We start from the raw sequence: 22,255 nt of genomic DNA, 5'->3' as shown, positions 1-22,255 counted from the left end.
CACGGTTGCCCAGTCTCCGTACGGTCGATGAATGCCCGACTTCGTCGCCACGATCATCACGCTGGTCCTCGGTGCAGCCATCGGCTTCGCCCCCACCTACCTGGTAGAGCGGGCCAAGCAGCGGGCCCAGCTCTCCACCCGCTGGGATCAGGAGCTCTATCGCCTGTGTGCCGAATTCACCGCCACGGCCAGGCAGCTGTCCCACTCAGCGGGCCGCCTCGCCGGCAACCCCACCATGCTGATCGGGCCGGCGGACGACCAGCTCGCCCAGCGCCAACTGGTCGACGATCTGCACGTCCGGCTGCGTGCGCTGCGCGAGCAGATTCGCATCGTCGGCAGCCTCGACGTCCAGGAATCGGCGCGGCGTATCCAGGCGCATTGCTTCTGGCTGCGGGTCGTCGCCCAGGGAGGCACTGACGAGGACGAAGGCAAGGCAGTGACACCGGGCCACCGTGTGCTGGCCGAGCTCCCCCGCTTCTACAGCGCTGTTCGCCGCCAGCTACGCGTTCCCGACGCCGACCAGGTCGACGTCGTTCCGTTCGGCCTGGCTGCGGCGCCCCGGTCTCACGTCTCGCCGGGGCGGATCAGGCCGCTCTCGTAGGCGAACGCCACCGCCTGCACGCGGTCGCGTAAGTTCAGCTTTGTCAGGAAGTTGGCTACATGGGTTTTCACGGTGGCCTCGCCGATGTAGAGCCTGGCGGCGATCTCCGCGTTGGACAGGCCGCGGGCTACCAAGGCGAGGACGTCCAGTTCGCGTGGGGAGAGCCGGGACAGTTCGTCGGCTCGGGTGGTGCGGCCGGGATGGCCGGCGAAGGATTCGATGACTCGCAGCGTGACTGACGGGTCGAGGAGGCCGCCGCCGTCGGCGACGATGCGGATGGCGTCGAGCATCTGCTGGGGTGGGGAGACCTTCAGCAGGAAGCCGCTCACCCCGGAGCGCAGTGCCTCCTGCAGGTAGCGGTCCTCCCGGAACGTGGTCAGCATGATCACCCGCGACTCCGGGTGGGCGGCGAGGATCCGGCGGGCCGCCTCGATGCCGTCCAGGCGGGGCATGCGGATGTCCATCAGCACGACGTCCGGCGCGGTGCGTCCGGCCAGTAGCACCGCTTCCAGGCCGTCGACGGCTTCGCCGACCACGAGCAGGTCGGGTTCGTTGTCGACGAGCAGCCGCAGCCCGGCCCGGACCAGTGCTTCGTCGTCGGCGAGCAGCACGCGTACGGTCATGGCAGTCGCCCTCGGATCGGAAACGTCGCGGCGACCCGGTAGCCGCCGCCGGCTGACGGGCCCACGCTCAGGGCGCCGTCGTACAGCTTGACCCGCTCGCGCATGCCGACGTGCCCGTTGCCGCCGGTGCCCGCCACGGCGACGGCGGGCCGCGTGGCCGCCGTGTTGCACACCTCGACGGTGAGTTCGTCACGCGCGTAACGCAGCCGCACCTCGGCCGCGGCGCCGGGCGCATGCCGCAGCACGTTGGTCAATGCTTCCTGCACCGTCCGGTACGCCGACAGCTCCAACCCCGCCGCCAACGCCACCGCCTCACCCTCGACCTGCACGGTCACCGGGCAGCCCGCCGCGCTGACCTGCTCGGCGAGGGCGACCAGGGAGCGCAACGCCGGCTGCGGCGTGTCGTCGTCGGGCTGATCGTTGTCGCGCAGGATGCCGACCGTGCGATGCAGCTCGGCCACCGAGTCCCGGCCCAGGCGTTCCACCTCGCCGAGCAGCTGTTCGGCCTCGGGTTTGCCGTAGAGCCGGCGGGCCACCCCGACCTGCAGCACCATCACGCTGACCGAGTGGGCGACGGCGTCGTGCAGCTCGCGGGCGATGCGGGTGCGTTCGGCGGCGACCGCCTGCCGTGCCCGCAGTTCCCGTTCCTCGGCCAGTTGCGCGGCCAGTTCGGCGAGCTCGGCGGAGCGGGCGCCCTCGCGCCGGACCAGGCTGCCGGCACCCCAGGCGGCACCCGCGGCGAGCGCGAAGAACACCGGGTCCCACAGCGGCGCGTTCTCGCTGACCGTGGTCATGCCGAACACGACGATCAGGGCCGCGGTCAGCAGGCCCGCCCACCGGATCGATGCGGCACGGGCGGCCGCCCAGCCGACGACAGCCAGCATCGCGACCAGGCCGGCGCCGCCGAGATCGGTGAGACCGAGCAGTTTGGAGCCGGGGTAGAGCACGGTGACAGCCAGCAGCGCCGGGAGCGGCCGGAAGCCGGCCAGGAAGACCGCTGATCCGTACGCGACCGCGACCGCTGCCGCCGCCGGACGATGCTGCTGCCACAACGCGTCCGCATACGCCTCGTAAACCCCGGCGATCGCCAGCAGCACGCCGAGCGCCGGCGCCCCCAGCTGCGCGTAGTTCACCGTTCCCCGTCGTGGCACCGGCCGACGATACGGCACCGGGCAGCGCCGGCACCTCCGTCGCAAGACGGAGGCCGGATTCAGCGCCACAGCGGAGGCCCGGCTAGATCAACGCTTCGTACGGTCCCTCTCGTTGATCGCAACTTAGACGGAGAGTGACATGACTTTCGACGTTGACCAGACCCGCCGCCGGCTGACCGGCACCGCCCTGATCGCCGGGGTGGTGGTCGAGGTGGCCGGCTGGGCGACCGTGCCGCCGCAGGAGGATCTGGAGAGTGCGACGTACCTCGCTGCTCTCGGTGGCATGCCGGGCCGCGCCCAGCTGTCGGCCGTCCTGCTCAGCCTGGGCTGGGCATTGCTCGCGCTCGGTCTGGTCGGCGCGCTCGGCCTGCTGCGCGGCCGCCGCGGCGCGGTGCTCGCCATGGCCGGCGCGGTGCCGGCGGCCCTGGGGATGATCTCGGTGTCCGGCCAGGTGTACTCGGACTTCTACAAGATCGCCCTGCATCAGGGGCTGCCGGTCGCCGACGCGGTCCGCGTCTACGAGAGCGCGGAGGCTCTCGGCGGCACCACCGCCTGGGTGATCACCGGCTTCCTGCTGTTCCCGGCGTTGCTGGTCATGCTCGTCGGCTACACCCGAGCGGGCGTGCTCGGCTGGTGGGCGCCGGCTCTGTACGGCGTCGCCACCATCGGGTTCTTCCTGACGCCGCCGGTCGGCTGGATCCCCACCACGGTGCTCGCCGTCATGTTCGCGCCGCTGGTCATGCTGGGGGCGCGCGCCTTCAGCCGGTCCAGCAGCACAGTCGTCGCCGTCGAGGCAGTGCCGGCCTGACATGACGGGCCACTGCGGCGTTCATGGCCGGCGGTTCGCCGCACCCTGCCGTAGCGCACCCCTGCCGTAGCGCACCCCTGCCGTAGCGCACCCCTGCCGTAGCGCACCCCTGCCGTAGCGCACCCCTGCCGTAGCGCACCCCTGCCGTAGCGCACGCCGGCAGTCGCTCGATGACTGCCGGCTCGGGTGACGGTTCCGCCGGCCGTTGGCGTCGGCACTCGCCGGCCTACCGGTTGATCGGCGGGCCAGCTGGGGGTTGGGGCCGGGCGGTCGCCGTAAGGCACAGCCGGACCCGTATTTCCGGGCCTTTGGATCGTCCGGCTGGGAGTTGTGCACCCTTCCGGCCGGTTGAGGCGGCCACAGCTCACAGCCGGCGCCGCGGAACCGCCTTGTGGATCGCCCCGGCTGGGAGTTGCGGCTGTTGTGGCGATCCGCAACCGGTCGCAGCGCCGGGCCACCGCAATGCAAGGCCGATTTGCCCCTCTCGTCCGGCGTTGCACGGCACCGGACCGGCCGGCCACGCCAACGGCAACGGCAACGGCAACGGCAACGGCAACCGTGCAGGCAGCCCTGGGAGTCAGCCGGACGGCCCGGGCTGACTTCCAGGGCTGCTTCAAGCGGCGGGAAACGACACTGAGGGACAGCTGGACCGTGGGCGCCCGGCTGGCGGGTCGGGCGCCACCGTGGACCGGCACTACCGGCACTACCGGCACTACCGGCACTACCGGCACTACCGGCCGGCGGCGGGCGGCCGGCGGCCGGCGGCGGGCGGCCGGCGGCTGGCGGCGGGCGGCGGGCGGCGGGCGGCTGTCTAGGTGGCCTGGGCTTTCAGGTCGGCGGCTGCTCGGAGGTCGGCGTTGCTGACTGCGGTGAGGGAGCCGAAGACGGAGACGGCCTGGTAGTAGGTCCAGGCCAGGCTGTAGCAGGCGGGCCGGACGGCGGTCGCGTACGTGGCGCAGCGGCGTTTCAGGTCGGCGTAGAAGGCGGAGTCGATGCGGCTCTTGTTCGCGCTGAAGGCGCCGATCGCCTTGTAGTTGCGGTAGCCGAAGTCGTGCCGCCAGCAGGACAGTTTGAAGTCGAAGCCGAGCGGGTTGTCGGGGCTGGCCGAGCAGTAGTCGGTGCCCCAGTCGAAACCGTACGCCGACCAGGGGGCGCGGTTCTGCCGGGCCGCGTTCCAGTTCTGGTAGCTGCCGGCGCTGGTCTGGGTGAAGGACGAGAGGACGGCGGCCTTCTCGGCGGCGGTCACGGCGTAGGCCGGGGCCGCCGCGCCGAACACGGCCAGGACGGTGAGGAGGACGACGAGCAGTGCTCGCCGGTGGGCCGGGACGGAAGCGCTCAATGTGGGCTCCTGGGGATCACCTGAACGATCACTAAGTGTGCGCATCCAAGAGCACCTCTGTTACATAGCAACATTGCAATTTATCGATCTAAGTGGAATCAGACTCCCGGACGCCCAGGAGAAAACAATCGAATTGCTTGCGCTACCGATCGAGTTTCGATAGCTTCGCCTCGTTATTCGATCGAGAGGGTCTACCCGGTGGCACACTGCTCCCGGGCACCCGACGAGGCGGACGGTTCATGATCAGCGTCAAGGGACTCACCAAGCAGTACGGCACGGTGCGCGCCGTCGACGATCTCAGCTTCGAGGTCGCGGCCGGCAAGGTCACCGGCTTCCTCGGCCCCAACGGGGCCGGAAAATCCACCACTATGCGCATGGTCATGGGTCTGGACCGGCCCACCAGCGGCACGGCCCTGATCAACGGGAAACGGTACGCCGAACACGCCGCCCCGGTCCGCGAGGTCGGCGCGCTGCTCGACGCCGCCGCGATGCACCCGGGCCGCACCGGCCGGGCCCACCTGCGCGTCGGCGCCTACGCGAACGGGATCCCCCGCTCCCGCGTCGACGAGGTGATCGAGCAGGTCGGGCTGACCGCGGCGGCCGGGCGACGGATCAAGGGGTATTCGCTCGGCATGCGGCAGCGGCTCGGGATCGCCGCCGCGCTGCTCGGCGATCCGCGGGTTCTGCTGTTCGACGAGCCGGTCAACGGCCTCGACCTGGACGGGGTGCGGTGGATCCGGGCGCTGCTGCGCGGGTTCGCCGACGAGGGCCGCACCGTGCTGGTCTCCAGCCATCTGATGAGCGAGATGCAGTTGATCGCCGACCGGGTCGTGATCATCGGCCGGGGACGGTTGATCGCCGACGCCGGAGTCGACGAGGTTCTGCGGGGGCTGGGCGGGCGGCGAGTGCTCATCCGTACGCCGCAGGCCGTTGAATTTGAACGTGCCCTGGCTGCTCGCGCGGTCGTGGAAGCGACCGCGCCCGGAGAACTGGAGGTGGCCGGGCTCTCCGCAGCGGAGATCGGCGACCTCGCCTGCGAACTCGGCATCGCGGTGCATCACCTGGCCGAGGTGGAGCAGTCGCTCGAGTCCGCCTATCTGTCGCTGACCGAGGGCAGCGTCGACTACCAGGGAGCACAGCAGTGACCGAGTTCGCGCGTACCGGGATCGCGGAATGGGCCCGGATCTGGAGCGTCCGCTCCTCCTGGATCTTCGCGCTGGCCTCCGCGGCCGTGGTCGCCGGCTTCGGTGGCATCGTCGCCACCGACGGCGAGGGCCTGCCGTCCGGCGCCAGCGCCTGGGACGGCGGCCGGCCGGCAGGGTTGTTCGCGCTGTTCGGCATCCTCGCGTTCGCGGTTGTCACCAGCACCGCCGACCACGGCACCCGCGGCATCGTGCCGACCGTGCAGTGGACGCCCCGGCGCGGTGTCCTGCTGACCGCCCGGGCGGGTGTCATCGCCGCCACCATGACGCTGCTGGCGTCGGCGATGGTGGTCGGCGCGACCATGGTGGTGTGGGCGGTGCACCCGGAGGCCGGGCTGCCGGCCGGCGACGGCGCCCGGACCCTCGGCGACCTGGCCTTCGTCTACCTGACCGGCGCGCTGCTCGCCATCGGCCTGGGCCTGGTCACCCGCAGCACAGCCGCGGCGCTGGTCATCGTGATCGCGCTGGTCCTGGTCCTGCCGCTGCTGGTGGCGCAGATGCCGTACACGTGGACCACCGAGCTGGCCGCGCACCTGCCGGGCGCCGGCGCCCTTTTCCTGATCTTCGGTGACGGCCCGAGCGAGGACATGACCACGACCTCGGCCCGGGTGACCATGGCCCTGTGGGCGGTGACCGCGGTCGCGGCCGGCGGCTGGCGCCTGCTGCGAACCGACGTCGACCGATAATCATGGGGTGCGCTGAACGCGCGGGTCCGCATCTGAGAATTGATATCTCCGACCGTGACCGAATGTGAATTCTGATCATTATCGCCCGGTGATCCGTGCTTGCTTCTGCATGCATAATGGATACATGCCGACGCGCAATGAAGGCAGAGATCCGGCGCACTCCACCGCCGTCAAAGTTGCGGTTATCAGTGCGTGCGGCGTTGTCACAGCCGCCTTGGTCACCGCGGCGGCCAGCTATGCGATCAACAATCCGGGAAAAGTGTCTCCGTCGAGGGATCCGGCCGGCACACCTACTTCGGTTCCGACATTGGGAAGTGGGTACGACAAACCGGCTTTCCCCGTCGGCGCCATCGGCGAAATCGCCAGCGCTCAATCCGGAAAATGCTTGGAGATATCCGCGGAGGAGGTCAACGCAGGAGTGCCGGTGAGCCAGTTCACCTGCATCGACAAACCTCATCAAATGTTCGTGGCGAGCGAGGCTGAACAACGGGGTGGGGTCAAGCTCTCATTTCAGCACAGCGACCTCTGTCTTGCCGCACGGCGCGATCTGATCGTGGTTCAGATTTCTTGCGACAGCGCTTCGTCCTGGCACTATAAGCATCGGACCACCGACGTCGGCAAACGTCTGCACTACTGGCAACTGCAGTACGGCGACGATGGGAACTGTTTGGAACTTCCCTCCGACGGAGAAACCACCGACGGCACCGTCGTGCGGGTCAACACATGCAGGTGGAACAACAATCACCAGCAATGGCGAACTCGATATTGATTCGATCAACCTGCACCGAGGCTTCGATGAGCAACGCTGCGCAATCCAGTAGGCACGTTGTCGACCTGGTTCGTCCCGGCTTCGGATCGGCTTCGGATCAGCCGTGAGTCACGCGCGGCGGGCGGACGCTATGCCTTGCGGACCAGAAGCTGCCGGGCCGAGGCCCGGCGTCCGTTCATCGTGGCCACGTCGACGTGCCGTTCGCTGACCAGCTCGAAGGCCGCGAAGAGTTCGCGCAGGTGGCCGGGGTCGTGATGGCGGCAGACCGCGCCGTCATCGGTCGTGAAGACGCCGTAGGGGGCGGCGTGCGACCGGGCGTGCGCGGCGTAGCGCTGTCGATGGCGTTCGTCCGGCTGCAGCACGAGATCGCTGACGTGGATCAGGCCGCCCGGCGCCAGGACGCGATCCAGTTCGGCGACGAGCGCCTGCTGGGCCTCGTCGTCGGGGATGCAGGTGAGCACCGCCAACAGCAGGGCGACGTCGACACTGGCCGCCCTGTGCGGCAGGGCCGGCGGTGCGGTCAGGACGGCGAGGTCCAGGTCGGGCCAGGTCTGACGGCCACGGGCGATCAGTGCGGCCGAGATGTCCACGCCGGACACCTCGCTGAAGCCCAGGTCGCGGAGTTCCCGCACACTGCGGCCGTAGCCGCAGCCGTAGTCGAGGATGCGCGCGCTCCGGCTGACCCCGTCCAGCCAGGCTGTATTGACGGGGTGGGTGAACGTTTTCGTCGCGCCGACCGTCTCCCAGTACATGCGCACACACCCTACGCGGCGGGCTGGACGTGAAGCGCGGTTGAGGTTGCAGGATGGGCGCATGGTGGCGACAGACGAGGTACGCGCGGCGCTCGACCAGCAGATGACCGTGGAGATCACCACGATCGGGCGGCGCAGCGGGCAGCCACGCCGGATCGAGACCTGGCGGTATCTGGCGGCCGGCCGTTACTGGCTGACCGGCAGCCCGGGCTCGCGGGACTGGTACGCCAACCTGCTCGCGCACCCCGAGTTCACCCTGCACCTGACCGGTCACGACCTTCGGGTGCGCGCCCGGCCGGTCACCGACCCGGACGAGCGGGTGCGGGTGTTCGGCGCGATCGTGCCGGGGCTGAGCTGGGCGGGCAGCCTGCAGAGCTGGATCGACGGCAGCCCGCTGGTCGAGATCGAACTGGACTGACCGGCGGGTCAGCCGCAGCTGACCCGCCGGTGAAAGCCGTTACCGCAGGCCGGCCTCGATCGCGGCGATGATGCGCGGGCGCAGTTCGGCGGCGTCGATCACCGCGTCCACGGAGCCGACCTCGACCGCGCGCTGGATGCTGTGCACCCGGTCGAACTCGGCGGCCACCTCGTTCAGCTTCTCGGCGCGCACCGACGAGCGCAGCCCGTCGAGTTCGGCGAGCAGCGTGCTGCGGTCCGGGCCGGTGGCGGCCGCGGCCCGCGCCTCCAGGTCGCGGACCCGCAGGTCGGCGGCGGTACGCGCGTTGACGTCCCCGGCGAACACGACCGCCGCGGCGGGGGCGCCGCCGAGCACCGAGGCGAACGAGCCGTTCACCGCGAGCACGGTCATGTTCGGGTTCAGCGCCTTCGAGAAGACCACGAACGCGCCGCCGTGGTAGCGCGAGATCACCGTGAACACGATCGGGCCACGGAAGTTGACGATCGCGCGGCCGATCTCGGCGCCGTACTCCAGCTGCAGTTTGCGCATCGACTCCGGGGAGCCGTCGAAGCCGGACAGGTTGGCCAGCACGACCAGCGGCCGGTTGCCGGAGGCCGCGTTGATCGCCCGGGCCGCCTTCTTCGACGAGCGCGGGAACAGGGTGCCGGCGGTGTAGGTGTCCGGGCCGTCGGTGGGCGGGAAGCCGCCGCGCTGCACCGAACGGGACTCGATGCCGAGCAGGCAGACCGGGATGCCGCCGAGGTGGACATCCTGCACCACCGCGGTCTCCGCGTCGGCCATGCCGGCCCACCGTTCCAGGACCGGGTGGTCCTGGTCGGTCAGAGCGCGCATCACCGTACGGATGTCGAAGGGCTTCTTGCGGTCGGGGTTGGAAGCGACCGAGAAGATCTCGCCGACCGTGGTGAAATCACTGCCCGCCACCGTGTGCGGGAAGTCCTGCACGTCGCGGTCGACCGGGTCGGTGGTGGCCGCACGCCGCACGCTGGTCTCGCCGGGAACGATGTACGTGTGGTCGTAGTGCGACATGACCACCTCGACCGCCGCGGCCAGGTCCGGCGCCCAGTACTGCGCCTGCCCGTTCGGGCCCATCACCCGGTCGTAGCCGCCGATGCCGAAGTTGTCCTCGGCCGACACGCCACCGGAGAAGTCGAGCGACTGCTTGCCGGTCAGCACCATCGCTGAGTCCGGGGTCATCACCAGGATGCCCTTGGTGTGCATGAGCATGGTGGCCTCGGCGTTCCAGTACGGCTGGGCGCCGACGTTGATGCCCGCGACCACGATGTTGATCTCGCCGCCGTCCTGGGTGAACTCGACGATCCGCTTGAGCGCCGCGGCCACCCAGTCCATGTTCTCGGTGCCGGACTCCATCGAGATCCGGGCGCCGGCGGACAGCGCGTACCACTCCAGCGGCACCCGCATCCGCTCGGCCAGGTCGAGCGCGGCGACCACCCGGCGGCACTCCGGCTCCGACAGCGCGCCGAGCGCCTTGGTCGGGTCGCCGAGCAGCAGCACCCGGGTGACGCCCTCCGGGTGCCGGCTGGTGCGGGTGGTGATCACACCGGCGACCAGGGCGGCCTTGTTGCGGCCCTTCGGCCGGTCCACCGGGACCAGCGCGTGGTTCTCGTCGAGGTCGTACTCGGCGAAGTCACCGAGCAGACCGGTCAGCTCGTACGGGTAGACCGTGTTGCGGGCCGCCGCACGCTGCACCTTCTGCTGGTAGTCGTCGAGCGGCTCGATCGTGTCCGACGGCGGCTCGCCCAGGTGCAGCTCGGGCCGCCCGGTGGCGTCGAACGTGATCCGCATGCCGAACTTGCCCAGCTCACCGGTCCGCGGGTCACGCTGGCGGGCGATGAACAGTATCTCCTGCAGCCCGGCGGCGGCCGTCGTCGGCTGCACCCGGCGGGCCAGCATCTCCAGCTCCTCCGGGGTGAGGTTGCTGGCCGGCCAGACGTACACGACGATCCGGTTGCCCTTGAAGCGTTCCTTCGGCGAGCGCTGCGACTGGGCCCGGCGGATCGAGTCGAGGCAGGTGGCGACCACGTCCTCGGCGGTCGGCAGCGCGACCAGCCGGCCGTCGTGCTCGCGCAGTTCGGTCAGGTCGCGGATCTGCGCGAACGCGACCAGCCGCTGGTCCGACGGGTTCTCCCGGGCCACGCACTGGAACAGGTGCACGTCCTCGTCGGAGGAGGGCAGCCGGGTCAGGTCGAACTTGCCGAGCCGCTCCAGCTGCATGCGGTGCGCGATGTACGGGTGCAGCCCGCGGATCAGCCGTTCCTCGCTCATCCCGGTGATCGACGGCCGGAAGGTGAAGTGGTGGTGGGCCACCGCGCCACCGCGCCCGGCGACGGCGAACGTCACCCGCAGCAGCTGGGCCGGCAGCGGCTCCGCGTTGACCGCCTCGTGCAGGGCGGCGGCCATCGCGTCCAGATCCTCCGGCTGGTTCTCCCAGGCCAGGTAGATGTCGGCGTCGACGGCACCGTCGGCGCGGGCGAGCTCGCCGAGGCCGTGCAGGGTGCTGGTCAGCGCCTCGAACCGGACCGCGGAGGAGATCAGCCGGGCGCCGCCCCGCTCAGCGATCACAAAACCGTCACTGGTTCGTACGCCCGTGAGGTCCTTGTTGCCGTAGTAGCGCCGGGTCAGCACCTCGAGCATCACCGAGTTGTCCAGGTTGGCGCGGACCAGCCGCTGGCCGAGGACGCGCAGCAGCGGTTCGGTGCTGCGGACCATCTCGGCGATGCGCTCGGCGCGGTCCGGCGAGTCCGGGTGGGCGTCGAGGTGGCGCAGGTGGCCGCGGACCAGGTTGTAGACGCGGGCCCGGTTGCGCAGCAGCAGGGGCTGGGCGAACCAGGCGTACACCACGCCGCGGGCCAGGTCGGCCAGCGCCGGGAACCGCACCTGGGTGGCGGCGATCAGCCGTTCCAGGGCGAGACCGACCGGCTCGCGCAGCGCCTCGTCCGGCGGGGACTCGCGCAGCCAGAGGCCGAGCAGCGCGGCGATCACCTTGGCGTCGGCGGCGGCACGCTGCTGGGCCAGGAAGACCCGGAACACCGCGGCCTCCAGCTGCGGGGTCCGGTCCAGCTCGGTGACGCCGTAGTGGCCGAACGCCTTGGCCAGCCGGGACCGGAACGCCTCCGGCAGCCCGGCGCGCTCCACATCCAGGCTCTGCAGGTAGGTGTGGAAGTGCTCGCGGGCGCTGTGCACCCGGCTGTCGCCGTCGCCGTCCTCACCCACCGGCCGGTTGCGGCTCAGCTCGGCCAGGTCGGCGAAGAGCTCGATCAGCGCCAGCTCCTCGGCCAGCGGCCGGCGGCCGTCCGCCACGGCCACCCGGCGGGCGGCCTGGTAGTCGCCGAGGACGCGGCGGCTGTCGTGCGGGTCCACGTCGAAGCCGAGCAGCAGGCTGCGCAGGTCCTCCTGGCCGCGGGTGGTGCGCTCGCGGGCGGTCGCCTCGCCGGTGACCGCGGGCAGGTCCAGCTCCACGGCCTCGGTGACGGCGGCCTGCTCGGCCTCGGCGCCGGCGAGCGGCTCCAGGCGCAGCAGCGGGGCGCCGGCGTCGACCTTGCTGCCGACGGTGACCACGAGCTCCTTGAGCCGGGCCTTGAACGGCGCCCGCAGCACCGCCTCCATCTTCATGGCTTCCAGGACCAGCACCGGCGCGCCGGCCTCGACCTCGGCGCCGATCTCGAGCGGGGTGGCGACGACCAGGGCGGGCATCGGCGAGCGCAGCACGCCGCCCTCGTCCCGGCTGATCCGGTGCGTGACCCCGTCGACCTCGACCAAGTGGATCGACTTGTGGGTGCCGGTGAGCAGCCGGTACCGGGTGCCGTTGACCTTGATCTGCCCGGTGTGCTCGTCGAACCGGTCCACCTCGACGTCGGCGACCCGGGAGTCGTCGCCCGCCTCGATGCCGACGCGGAAGCGCTGCGGGCCGACCCGGGCGACCCGCACCCGGTACGTGACGCCGCGCAGCTTGAGGTCCAGCGGCCGGCCGCTCTCGTGCTGCACCTGCGGGCGCCCGCCGAACGCGGTGGACAGCAGGCGCTGCTGCTCGGCCTGCTCCTCCTCCTGGTACACCTCGATGGCGGCGGCGGTCAGCGCGACCGCGGAGTGCCGGTGCGAGACGAGGCGGCCCTCACCGCGGACCCGGTCGATCCAGCCGGTGTCGGCGCTGGCGTCGATCACCTCGGGCTGGTGCAGGAGGTCGAGCACGAAGCTCTTGTTGGTGGCGCCGCCCTCGATCACCACGGTGGTCTCGGCCATCGCGCGGCGCAGCCGGCCGAGCGCCTCCTCACGGTTCCGCCCGTACGCAATGATCTTGGCAATCATCGAGTCGAAGTCGGCGGCGATGGTGTCGCCCTCGCTGACACCGGTGTCCACCCGGATGCCCGGCCCGGCGGGCAGCACGAGCCGCGCGATGCGGCCCGGCGCCGGTGCGAAGTCCCGGTCCGGATCCTCGGCGTTGAGCCGGGCCTCGATGGCGTGCCCGCGCTCGACCGGGCGCTCGCCTTCGAGCCTGCCGCCGGCGGCGACGAACAACTGGGCCTTGACCAGGTCGAAGCTGGTGGTCGCCTCGGTGATCGGGTGCTCCACCTGCAGGCGGGTGTTGACCTCGAGGAAGGCGAACAGCTTCTCGCCCGGGTGGTAGAGGAACTCGACGGTCGCGGCGCCCCGGTAGCCGACCGCGACGGCCAGCCGCTCGGCCGACGCCTTCAGGTCGGCGACCTGCTCGGGGGCGAGAACCGGCGACGCCGACTCCTCGATCACCTTCTGGTTGCGCCGCTGCACCGAGCAGTCCCGGACGCCGAGCGCCCACGCGGTGCCCTGGCCGTCGGCGATCACCTGGACCTCGACGTGCCGGGCGCCGGTGACCAGGCGCTCCAGGAACACGACACCGCTGCCGAACGCGCGGGCCGCCTCCTGGCTGGTGCGCTCGTAGACGTCGGCGAGCTCGTCCGCGCTGCGGACCACCCGGATGCCGCGCCCGCCGCCGCCGGCGGTCGCCTTCAGCATCAGCGGATAGCCGATCTGCGCGGCCGCGGCGGTGGCGTCCTCCAGGGTCGCGACCTCACCGCGGCTCCACGGCGCCACCGGGACGCCGACCTCCTCGGCGATCAGCTTCGAGCCGATCTTGTCGCCCAGCTTGCGCATCGCGTCCGGGTTCGGCCCGATGAAGGTCACCCCGACCTTCTCGCACAGCTCGGCGAAGGCCGGATCCTCGGCCACGAAACCCCAGCCCACCCAGGCGGCATCCGCGCCGGTCTCGGTCAGCGCGTGCTCGAGCACCTTCAGGTCCAGGTACGGCCGGGCGGCCGCCGGACCCAGGTCGTAGGCGATGTCGGCCTCGCGGACGAACGTGGCGTGCCGGTCGACGTCGGTGTACAGCGCGACCGTCTCGATCGGCGTCCCGGTCTCCGCGGACAGGTCCCGCGCGGCGTGGATGAGCCGCATCGCGGCCTCACCCCGGTTGATGATTGCGATACGACGGAACACCGAATCGAGCCCTTCCTCATCCCAGGAACACCAGGTCGGCCAGCGCATCCCTGAGCGGACGACAACCGATCCGACTGTAGTGGATGCCGATTGCCCGACAGCGCGGTGACCAGCCCGTTCACGCAGGGCCAGGCAGATTGAGGGTTACTCACGAGTCAACAAGCCGAGGCCGGTGGGTGCTCGCCGGCCGCCTCGGTCCGCTCGGCGGCGGTCAGGTCCCGGCCGGCGACCCGGCAGGCGTAGGCGATCCACTCGGCCGGCCGGGTGTCCCAGGTGTGCACCGCGCCCTCCGACGTCACGACGAGCACGGTGTGCCCGTCCGGGAGGAACACCGGATATGTCCGAACTCCCGCCGTCGCCGGCGCGACCACACCCAGCGGCTCGCCGGTCCGCCCGTCCCACACCGAGACCCGCCCGTCGGGACCGCCCGCCACCACGGTCCTGCCGTCCGCCGAGTAGGCGAGCGGCCCGGCGGCGCCGGTGTGCCCCACGACCGGCGGCCGCACGGCGGCGCGGGTCGCGGCGTCGAGCACCACCACGTCACCGGTGTAGCCACCGACGGCGAGACGGCGGCCGTCCGGGGAGAAGGCGGCGGCCACCCCGACCACTCCGACCTGCAGGTCATAGGCCCGGTTGCGGCGCAGGTCGACGTACGCCACCGCGCGCCCCGCCTCGGGCGGCACCGTCTCCCCGGGCGGGACGTCGAAGGCGACGACCGTACCGCCGTCCGGGCTGATCGCCGGCCGCCACGCCACGTCGCCCGGCAGCCGCAGCAGCTCGCCGCCCGGCTGCAGCGTGGCGGCGTCGAGCTGCAGGACCCGGTCGTCGATGAGGATCAGCCGGTTCCCGTCACCGGAGTAGACCAGGCCGTTCACCGGCCGGAAGTTCAGCTGCCGCCCGGCCACCAGCCGGCCGGTGCCCGCCTCCCAGACCCGCACGAAGCCGTCCTCGCTGGTGGTGGCCAGCCGGGCGCCGTCCGGGCGCCACGCGATACCCGGATGCCGGACCTCGCCGATCTCGAACTCCGCCCGGAGCCGGCCGCTGCTCAGGTCGACGATCCGCAGCCGGCTGAGGTGGTGGCGGCCGCCCGGGCCGGGTCGTGCGGTGCTGAACGCCGCGGTCCCGCCGTCGGGAGAGACGGCGACGTCGGTGGCCGTGGCAGGCCCAGGCCCGGCCAGGACCCGGCGCGCCACGAACCGCCGGTCGCCGCGCAGATCCCACACCAGCGTCGTGCCGTCCCGGTCACCGGTGTACAGCGTCGCGCCGTCATGACCGAACTCGATGTCCACCACGGCGTCGGCATGCCCGCGCAGCACCTCGACGATCCGGCCGGTGCCCGTCTCCCACACCGTGGTCGTGTTGTCGGCGACCGCCGCGGCGACCAACCGGCCGTCCGGGGAGAACCGGACCTGCTGGACCTGACCGGTGCCGCCGCCACGCAGCCGCGCCCGCTCCCGTCCGGAGGCGGCGTCGGCCAGCACCACCTCGGGACCACCACGGACCGCGCCGGTGGCGAGCAGACGGCCGTCCCGGCTCAGGTCGAAGGCGAGGCCGGCCACCGGGAGCGACCGGACGGTCCGCCCGGTGCCCACGTCCAGGACCGTGAGCCGGCCGTCCCCGGCGGCCCAGATCCGGCGGCCGTCCGGGCTGAACCGGAAGGCGTCGACGACCCACGGCCCGAGGACCACCGCCGGCGGCTGCTCGATCGCGCCGACCGGCCACATCCGGATCTCGGTGTTCTCGTGCTGGTCGCGCCGGTAGCCCACGGCGATCACCCGGCTGTCCTCGGTGTAGGCCAGCGACCGCGCCACCGAGTCGAAGGCCAGCTTCAGCGGGGTGATCAGCCAGGTGCCCTCTCCCCCGGTGCCGGTCAGCCGGACGCCGGGGTCCTCATTCGGCCCGTACGGGATCGCGGTCTGCCGGCCGTCCGGCCGGATCGTCCCGACGGTGGGCGAGTCGGCGGCGGCGACCGCGGGCGGCCGCCAGGAACCCGTGTGCGTACGCGTGTCGAACCGTCCCACCCGGGTCCCGTTGAGCACGATCAGCGCCTCGCCGTCCTCGCTGACCTCGAGCTGGACGGCCATCCGCTCCGGACCGCGCAGAACACCGATGAGCTCCGGGTTGCGGCCGAGCGCGGCGAGCAGCCCGGCCCGGGTGGTCGTCGTGTCGTCCATGACGATCGCGCCCGCGGCCAGCAGCAACGACTGGTCGGCCTCGGCGGTGGTCTGCGCGTACGCGCTGATCCGGCGTGCCTCGGCCGACAACGCGGCGGCGCCGGCGCGGTCGGCCTGGCGCAGCGCGTACGCCCCCGCCCCTGCCGCGGCGACCAACAGCACCACCGCGACCGACAGCAGCGTGCGCAACCGGCGGTTGGTGCGGGCCGCCAAGGCCCGCTCCGTGTCGGCCAGCCGGCGCGACGCGGTCAGGAAGGCGTCCTCGGCCGTGCTCAGCGACGGCGTGCTGCGATCGCGCCACTCCGCGGCCCGGGCCAGCCGCGCGCCCCGGTACAGCTCGCTGTCCGGCCGGTCCATCGCCTCCCACGCGTCGGCGGCGAAGCTCAGATGCCGGCGGATCCGCTGGCCCTCGGCGTCCTCGTCCAGCCAGGCGCGCATCCGCGGCCACACCCGGGTCAGCGCCTCGTGCGCGAGCGCCACGGTGTCCTCGCCGGCGGTGACCAGCCGGGCCGCGACCAGGCGTTCGAGCAGCTGCTCCTGGGCTGGGCCGGTGGCGATCAGCCGGCGCGGGATCCGGCCCCGGTTCGCCTCGCCCTCCGGTGTGACCGCGACCAGGCGCAGCAGCAGATCGCGCAGCAGCGGGCGGAACTCGACCGGGGTCCGTTCGTACAGATCCTCCGCGGTGTTGGCGACCGCGCCGCGGATGCCGCCGGTGGCCCGGTAGCCGGCCACCGTCAGGGTGCGGCCCTCCCGGCGCCGCCAGGTCTGGCGCAGCGCATGCGACAGCAGCGGCAGCGGGCCGGGCTCGCAGTCCACGTCGCGCAGCAGCAGATCCACCAGCCCGGGTTCGAGCAGCAGGCCGGTCTGCCGGGCCGGGCCCTCGATGGCCGTGCGGACCTTGGCCTCGCGCATCGAGCTGAGCAGGTACAGCCCGTTCTCGACCAGGCGGGCGAAGCCGGGATGCTCGCAGATCTCGCCCAGGCGGTCCGCGCGCAACGCCACGACCAGCGGCGCCCGCACCGGATACCCGGCCAGGGCGGTGATGAACTCGGCCTGCTCGGCCAGGTCGGTGCAGAGCGTCAGCACCTCCTCGCACTGATCGACCACCAGCGCCGGCGCCGGGCCGGACTCCGGCAGCACGCTCAGCGACCGCATCGGATGCGGCCCCGGATGCACCACGGTCACCGGCCGGCCCTGCGCCCGCAGCGCCGCCGCCACCCCGGCCCGGACCAGCGACGACTTGCCGCTGCCGGAAGCGCCGACCACGACCAGCACCCCGGCGGTGGCCAGCCGGCGCAGGCCCTGCGCCGTGTCGTCGTCGCGGCCGAAGAACGTCTCCGCGTCATCCACGTCATAAGGGATCAGCCCCAGATAGGGGCAGGCCGCGGACTCCTGCGGCGGACGCTGCGCCGGCGCGCGCAGCTCCTGGCGCAGGATCGCCCGCTCCACCCCGGCCAGCTCCGGCCCGGGATCCAGCCCGAGCTCGGCGGTCAGCACCTGCCGGGCCCGGCGCAGACTCGCCAGCGCCTCACCCTGCCGGCCCGCACCGTACTGGGCCTGTGCCAACAGCACCCACCGCCGCTCCCGCAGCGGCGCCGCCACCACCTGCGCCTGCGCGTCGGCCAGCACCTCGCCCTGCCGGCCGGCCCGCACCGCTGCCTCCACCCGCAGCTCCTCGGCGTCGCGGCGCAACTCCTCCAGGCGGCCCGCCTCGACCCGGCCCGGCTCCCAGGCCTCCAGCTCCGGCAGTGCCGGCCCGCGCCACAGCGCCAGCGCCTCGCCGGCCAGGAACAGCGCACGATCGGCGGCGTCCAGCGCGAGCTGCTCGCGGGCGCGCCCGAGCAGCTGCTCGAAACAGCGGGCGTCGATCTCACTCGCCGGGGCTGCCAGCCGGTAGCCGTCCGGCACGGTCGCGATCGCCGCCGTCCCGAGCGCGCGCCGCAGCCGGGCCACGCAGCCGTGCAGCACCTTGCGCCATGAGACCGGCGGATGCTCACCCCACACCGCCTCGGCGAGCCGCTCCAGCCGCAGCGCCTCGCTACCGACGGTGACCAGGGCTGCCAGCACCATCCGGTCGCGCGGCCCGATCCGGCTGTCCGGCCCGGCGCCGTCGATGGTCAGTGGGCCCAGAACGCCGATACCCACATCCGGACTGTCCACCCTGCTCAGCCCAGGTGTCAACGGCGCTGATACCGGGCTGATACCCGTCCGGTACCGCCCCGGCACCGCATCGGGTGACAACGAGGTGGTCAGGCCGCATCAACCCAAGGAGAGATCACGATGAGTCAGGACATCCTCGAGAACCGCCCGCAGCGTTCCGCCCGCTGGATCCCGGTGGCCCTGCTCGCCGGCGCCGCCCTCGCCCTGCCGATCTTCGCCGCCGACGCCAGCGCCCAGCCGGCCACGCACTCAGCCGCGCCACCCGCCGCGGCCGCGGCCGTGCCACCCGCCGCCGCGCAACCCGCCGCCGCCGCGCCACCCGCTGCCGCGCAGCCGGCCGCTGCCGGGTGCCTCCGCTTCGTCACGCCGGGCACCGCCAGCGCCGGCGAGCAGATCCCGCTGTTCGCCTACCGGCCGCGCACCCATCAGGGCCCGCTGGAGATCCGTTTCGACGGCCGAACGCTCGAACACCGGCTGACCCGATACGCCGCCTTCACCGTCCCCGACGTCACCGAACTGTTCCTCACCGTCCGCATCCCTGCGACGGCCGCAGCCGGCCGCCACCAACTTCAACTGCATCTGCCTTCGGCCGGCCCCGACCCACTCGCGGTCAGCACGATCACTCTCGGTCCCTGAAACCGCATCGGTACGGGCAATCACCGCCCCGCCGAATCGTGACCGTCCCGCCGAGCCGCGCGATCACCAGCCGGGTCCCGGCCCCAGCGCGGCCGCCGGGAAACACCAGCGGGTCCAGCTGACCGCCACTGCTGCCTCAGCACCGCTAAAGCAGCAGTGAGCGTCAGCCGACAGCACGCAGCTGACGCTCACTGCTGCCTCCCGGCACTTGAGGCAACAGCCAGCGTCAGCCGACAGCACGCAGCTGACGCCCAGCGCTGCCTCCCGGCGCTTGAGGCAACAGCCAGCGTCAGCCGACAGCACGCAGCTGACGCCCAGCGCTGCCTCCCGGCGGTTGAGGCAACAGTGAGCGTCAGCCGGGGTTGGGGGTTCGGCGTAGCCGAAGCGGCTGGCCACGTGGTGTTTCCCGGCGGGCGCGCTGGGGCCGGGACCAGAGTGGGGCGTCGCGTGGTTCGGCGGTACGTGTAGTTCTTGTCCAGCCCCGTAGGCGTACCGGGAAGGGGTCAGCTCTCGATGAGCTTGCCGGCAGCCTCGTGATATTCGGCGCCGGTCTCCGGGCAGACCCAGATGTTGTCGCCCTTCGGGGTGAGCGGCCGGCCGGCCCGGCCGACCCAGCCGACCCGGCGGGCCGGGACGCCGACGACCAGGGCGAAGTCCGGCACGTCCTTGGTGACGACCGCGCCGGAGCCGACCAGGGCCCAGCGGCCGACGGTGACCGGGGCGACACAGACGGCCCGCGCGCCGATCGCGGCGCCCTCACCGATGGTGACGCCGACGGCGGTCCAGTCGGCGCCGGTCTTGAGGCGGCCGTCGGGGGTGATGGCGCGCGGGTACTCGTCGTTGGTGAGCACGGCGGCCGGGCCGACGAAGACGCCGTTGCCGAGGCGGGCCGGTTCGTAGACGAGCGCGTGGTTCTGCAGCTTGCAGTTGTCACCGAGGGTGACACCGGGGCCGACGTAGGCGCCGCGGCCGATGTTGCAGTCGCGGCCGAGGGTGGCCTGCTCGCGGATCTGGGCGAGGTGCCAGACCCGGGTGCCCGTCCCGATCACGGCCCGGTCGTCGACGTCGGCGGTCGGGGCGACGGTCACGCCGTCGCGGCTCGGCTCGGTCATCGGACACCCTTCGGGCGGACGGTCGGCGGACCGGGACAGGGTAAACGTGAAAGCCGTCCATCGATGTCGGCAAGCCGACGTTGCCGTCCAATATGGCCGATGGTTCTCGCGTCCATCGACCGACGGACGGGCCCCCTTCAACCGTTGGGACCGGAATCGGCGTCGGCTCCGCCTGAATGCCGTCAGTGATCTGGCGTTGTACCGAGCGGAGTCGATAGCTTCCCCTCGGCACCGTCCAAGGTGTATCGACGAATCCCGTTCGCCCGACGAAGCCGCGGCTTCCAGAACGAAACGGATCTCTGTGACTCCTCCGCAATCCGCACCCGCGATCGGCGTCGCCGTCGTCGGGGCCGGTTACTGGGGCCCCAACCTCGTCCGCAACTTCCAGGGCAGTCCAGCCTTCCGGCTGCGGTGGTTGTGCGACCTCGACGTCGACCGCGCCCAGCGGGTCCTCGGCGGATATTCGACCGTGCAGGTCACCGCCGACCTGGACGAGGTCCTCGCCGACCCGGACGTGCATGCCGTCGCCATCGCCACCCCCGCCGGCACCCATCTGCCGGTCGCGCTGAAGGCGCTGCGCGCCGGCAAGCACGTGCTGGTCGAGAAGCCACTCGCGGCCACCTACGACGAGGGCCGTGCGCTCGTCGAGGAGGCCGACCGGCGTGGGCTGACGCTGATGTGCGACCACACCTACTGCTACACCCCGGCGGTGCTGCGCATCCGGGAGCTGCTGCACGCCGGCGATCTGGGTGAGCTGCACTTCCTCGACTCGGTGCGGATCAACCTGGGCCTGGTGCAGCGCGACATCGACGTGATCTGGGACCTGGCGCCGCACGACCTGTCGATCCTGGACTTCGTGCTGCCGCCGGCGGTCCGGCCGGTCGCGGTCGCGGCGCACGGGGCGGACGGCATCGGCGCCGGCCGGGCCTGCGTGGCGTACCTGACGTTGCAGCTGAGCAACGGCGCGATCGCGCACATCCACGTGAACTGGCTGTCCCCGGTGAAGGTCCGCACCGCGATCTTCGGCGGTTCGAAGCGGACCCTGGTCTGGGACGACCTGAACCCGAGCCAGCGGGTGTCGCTCTACGACCGCGGCGTCGACGTGGCCTCCCCGGAGGAGCTCGGCGAGCAGGAGCGGCGCGACATCCTGGTGTCCTACCGCTCCGGGGACATGGTCGCGCCGGCTCTGACCGAGCGCGAGGCGCTGCGGACCATGGTGGACGAATACGCGCGAGCGATCGGTACGGGCACGCCCGCGCTGACCGACGGCCGGGCCGGCCTGCGCGTGCTGGAGATTCTGCAGGCCGCCTCGCGCAGCCTGGCCGACGGCGGAACGATGATCAAGCTCAACGAAGGGCACATGGCGTGACTGGGGTACAGATCGAGGGCGCGCGCGCTCTCGTCACCGGCGGGGCGGGCACGATCGGTTCGCACGTCGTCGACGAACTCGTCCGCGGCGGGGCCGCCGAGATCGTCGTTCTCGACAACTTCGTGCGGGGGCGGCGGGAGAACCTGGCCTGGGCTCTGGCCAACGGCCCGGTGCGGCTGGTCGACGGCGACATCCGTGACAACGCGCTGGTCCGGGACGTGACGGCGGACAAGGACCTGGTGTTCCACCTGGCCGCGATCCGGATCACCCAGTGCGCGGAGGAACCGCGGCTGGCCAACGAGGTGCTCGTCGACGGCACGTTCAACGTGATCGAGGCGGCGGCCGACGCCGGGGTGAAGAAGGTCGTCGCGTCGTCGTCGGCGTCGGTGTACGGGCTGGCCGAGGAGTTCCCGACGACCGAGCGGCATCACCCGTACAACAACGACACGTTCTACGGCGCCGCGAAGGCGTTCAACGAGGCGACGCTGCGCAGCTTCCACGCCATGAAGGGCCTGGACTACGTGGCCCTGCGCTACTTCAACGTGTACGGACCGCGGATGGACATCCACGGGCTCTACACCGAGGTGCTGATCCGCTGGATGGAGCGGATCGAGTCGGGCACTCCCCCGCTGATCCTCGGCGACGGCCTGCAGACCATGGACTTCGTGCACGTGGCGGACATCGCCCGGGCCAACATCCTGGCCGCCCGCGCCGACGTCACCGACGACGTGTTCAACATCGCCAGCAGCGAGGAGACCAGCCTCAAGGATCTGGCCGCCGCGCTCAGCTCGGTGATGAAGTCGGACCTCGTTCCGGAGCACGGCCCGGCCCGCGCGGTCAACGGCGTCACCCGCCGGCTGGCCGACATCTCCGCCGCCGACGAGCGCCTGGGCTGGAAGCCCGAGCTCACCCTCACCGAGGGCCTGCAGGGTCTGGTCGACTGGTGGCGGTCGTCGCGATGATCCCGG

17 protein-coding genes are annotated in these 22,255 nt (G+C 71.9%); 10 read left to right on the top strand and 7 right to left on the bottom strand.

Going from position 1 to position 22,255, the window contains the following annotated elements; translation table 11 throughout:
- Window positions 1-31 precede the first annotated feature (31 nt).
- Window positions 32-601, top strand: a complete 570-nt coding sequence (locus tag OHA21_RS52225) for a hypothetical protein (protein WP_328468614.1) — start codon at window positions 32-34, stop codon at window positions 599-601.
- Here the strand turns inward: OHA21_RS52225 and OHA21_RS52220 are convergent.
- Together OHA21_RS52220 and OHA21_RS52215 are read right to left on the bottom strand one after the other, a co-directional pair.
- Complete coding sequence (locus OHA21_RS52220; RefSeq protein WP_328468612.1) at window positions 565-1,224, bottom strand: response regulator transcription factor; 660 nt, start codon at window positions 1,222-1,224, stop codon at window positions 565-567. The genes OHA21_RS52225 and OHA21_RS52220 overlap by 37 nt on opposite strands.
- Entirely contained in the window at window positions 1,221-2,375 is a 1,155-nt protein-coding gene (locus OHA21_RS52215; protein WP_328468610.1) for a sensor histidine kinase, read from the bottom strand. The genes OHA21_RS52220 and OHA21_RS52215 overlap by 4 nt, the downstream gene beginning before the upstream one ends.
- Before the next feature lie 139 nt (window positions 2,376-2,514).
- Here OHA21_RS52215 and OHA21_RS52210 point away from each other — a divergent pair, with 139 nt between their 5' ends.
- Both OHA21_RS52210 and OHA21_RS52205 read left to right on the top strand, forming a co-directional pair.
- Entirely contained in the window at window positions 2,515-3,183 is a 669-nt protein-coding gene (locus OHA21_RS52210) for a hypothetical protein (RefSeq protein ID WP_328468608.1), read from the top strand.
- 683 nt (window positions 3,184-3,866) lie between these two features.
- Entirely contained in the window at window positions 3,867-3,998 is a 132-nt protein-coding gene (locus OHA21_RS52205; protein WP_328468606.1) for a hypothetical protein, read from the top strand.
- On the opposite strand, the gene OHA21_RS52200 is transcribed toward OHA21_RS52205, so the two are convergent.
- Window positions 3,995-4,489: a phospholipase gene (locus OHA21_RS52200; RefSeq protein WP_442875228.1), complete on the bottom strand. Its 495-nt coding sequence runs from the start codon at window positions 4,487-4,489 to the stop codon at window positions 3,995-3,997. The genes OHA21_RS52205 and OHA21_RS52200 overlap by 4 nt on opposite strands.
- Window positions 4,490-4,761: 272 nt before the next feature.
- Here OHA21_RS52200 and OHA21_RS52195 point away from each other — a divergent pair, with 272 nt between their 5' ends.
- From OHA21_RS52195 to OHA21_RS52185, 3 genes are all read left to right on the top strand, one after another.
- Window positions 4,762-5,667 (top strand): ABC transporter ATP-binding protein, encoded by a 906-nt coding sequence (locus tag OHA21_RS52195; protein WP_328468602.1) that lies wholly within the window; start codon window positions 4,762-4,764, stop codon window positions 5,665-5,667.
- Complete coding sequence (locus OHA21_RS52190) at window positions 5,664-6,410, top strand: hypothetical protein (RefSeq protein WP_328468600.1); 747 nt, start codon at window positions 5,664-5,666, stop codon at window positions 6,408-6,410. The genes OHA21_RS52195 and OHA21_RS52190 overlap by 4 nt, the downstream gene beginning before the upstream one ends.
- Window positions 6,411-6,534: 124 nt before the next feature.
- Entirely contained in the window at window positions 6,535-7,179 is a 645-nt protein-coding gene (locus tag OHA21_RS52185) for an RICIN domain-containing protein (RefSeq protein WP_328468598.1), read from the top strand.
- A 128-nt stretch (window positions 7,180-7,307) separates the two neighbouring features.
- Here the strand turns inward: OHA21_RS52185 and OHA21_RS52180 are convergent, their stop codons facing one another.
- Window positions 7,308-7,931, bottom strand: coding sequence for a class I SAM-dependent methyltransferase (locus OHA21_RS52180; RefSeq protein WP_328468596.1), 624 nt, complete (start codon window positions 7,929-7,931; stop codon window positions 7,308-7,310).
- 61 nt (window positions 7,932-7,992) lie between these two features.
- On the opposite strand from OHA21_RS52180, the gene OHA21_RS52175 reads away from it, so the two are divergent.
- Window positions 7,993-8,349: a nitroreductase family deazaflavin-dependent oxidoreductase gene (locus OHA21_RS52175; RefSeq protein WP_328468594.1), complete on the top strand. Its 357-nt coding sequence runs from the start codon at window positions 7,993-7,995 to the stop codon at window positions 8,347-8,349.
- Window positions 8,350-8,388: 39 nt separating this feature from the next.
- On the opposite strand, the gene OHA21_RS52170 is transcribed toward OHA21_RS52175, so the two are convergent.
- A complete protein-coding gene (locus OHA21_RS52170) occupies window positions 8,389-13,836 on the bottom strand; it encodes an ATP-binding protein (protein ID WP_328468592.1) in 5,448 nt (1,815 codons plus the stop codon).
- A gap of 155 nt (window positions 13,837-13,991) precedes the next feature.
- Window positions 13,992-18,155, bottom strand: coding sequence for an nSTAND1 domain-containing NTPase (locus OHA21_RS52165; RefSeq protein ID WP_328468590.1), 4,164 nt, complete (start codon window positions 18,153-18,155; stop codon window positions 13,992-13,994).
- 135 nt (window positions 18,156-18,290) lie between these two features.
- On the opposite strand from OHA21_RS52165, the gene OHA21_RS52160 reads away from it, so the two are divergent.
- Window positions 18,291-18,806: a hypothetical protein gene (locus OHA21_RS52160; protein ID WP_328468588.1), complete on the top strand. Its 516-nt coding sequence runs from the start codon at window positions 18,291-18,293 to the stop codon at window positions 18,804-18,806.
- A gap of 503 nt (window positions 18,807-19,309) precedes the next feature.
- Here OHA21_RS52160 and OHA21_RS52155 read toward each other — a convergent pair.
- Window positions 19,310-19,918, bottom strand: coding sequence for an acyltransferase (locus OHA21_RS52155; RefSeq protein WP_328468586.1), 609 nt, complete (start codon window positions 19,916-19,918; stop codon window positions 19,310-19,312).
- Between the two features lie 301 nt (window positions 19,919-20,219).
- On the opposite strand from OHA21_RS52155, the gene OHA21_RS52150 reads away from it, so the two are divergent.
- Both OHA21_RS52150 and OHA21_RS52145 read left to right on the top strand, forming a co-directional pair.
- Window positions 20,220-21,287, top strand: coding sequence for a Gfo/Idh/MocA family protein (locus tag OHA21_RS52150; protein ID WP_328468584.1), 1,068 nt, complete (start codon window positions 20,220-20,222; stop codon window positions 21,285-21,287).
- Window positions 21,284-22,249 carry an NAD-dependent epimerase/dehydratase family protein gene (locus OHA21_RS52145; RefSeq protein WP_328468582.1) on the top strand — a complete coding sequence of 322 codons (966 nt, stop codon included), beginning with the start codon at window positions 21,284-21,286 and terminating at the stop codon, window positions 22,247-22,249. The genes OHA21_RS52150 and OHA21_RS52145 overlap by 4 nt, the downstream gene beginning before the upstream one ends.
- Window positions 22,250-22,255: the final 6 nt, after the last annotated feature.

This window comes from Actinoplanes sp. NBC_00393 (genome assembly GCF_036053395.1).
Classification (GTDB): Bacteria; Actinomycetota; Actinomycetes; order Mycobacteriales; family Micromonosporaceae; genus Actinoplanes.
Note: the sequence above shows the minus strand (reverse complement) of the source record. Positions and strands in the feature narration are given on the sequence as shown.

Bases quoted from the DNA above. Each gene is read 5' to 3' on its own strand.
- OHA21_RS52225 (WP_328468614.1), top strand. From the start codon at position 32: ATGCCCGACTTCGTCGCCACGATCATCACGCTGGTCCTCGGTGCAGCC.
- OHA21_RS52220 (WP_328468612.1), bottom strand. From the start codon at position 1,224: ATGACCGTACGCGTGCTGCTCGCCGACGACGAAGCACTGGTCCGGGCC.
- OHA21_RS52210 (WP_328468608.1), top strand. From the start codon at position 2,515: ATGACTTTCGACGTTGACCAGACCCGCCGCCGGCTGACCGGCACCGCC.
- OHA21_RS52195 (WP_328468602.1), top strand. From the start codon at position 4,762: ATGATCAGCGTCAAGGGACTCACCAAGCAGTACGGCACGGTGCGCGCC.
- OHA21_RS52185 (WP_328468598.1), top strand. From the start codon at position 6,535: ATGCCGACGCGCAATGAAGGCAGAGATCCGGCGCACTCCACCGCCGTC.
- OHA21_RS52180 (WP_328468596.1), bottom strand. From the start codon at position 7,931: ATGTACTGGGAGACGGTCGGCGCGACGAAAACGTTCACCCACCCCGTC.
- OHA21_RS52175 (WP_328468594.1), top strand. From the start codon at position 7,993: ATGGTGGCGACAGACGAGGTACGCGCGGCGCTCGACCAGCAGATGACC.
- OHA21_RS52160 (WP_328468588.1), top strand. From the start codon at position 18,291: ATGAGTCAGGACATCCTCGAGAACCGCCCGCAGCGTTCCGCCCGCTGG.
- OHA21_RS52155 (WP_328468586.1), bottom strand. From the start codon at position 19,918: ATGACCGAGCCGAGCCGCGACGGCGTGACCGTCGCCCCGACCGCCGAC.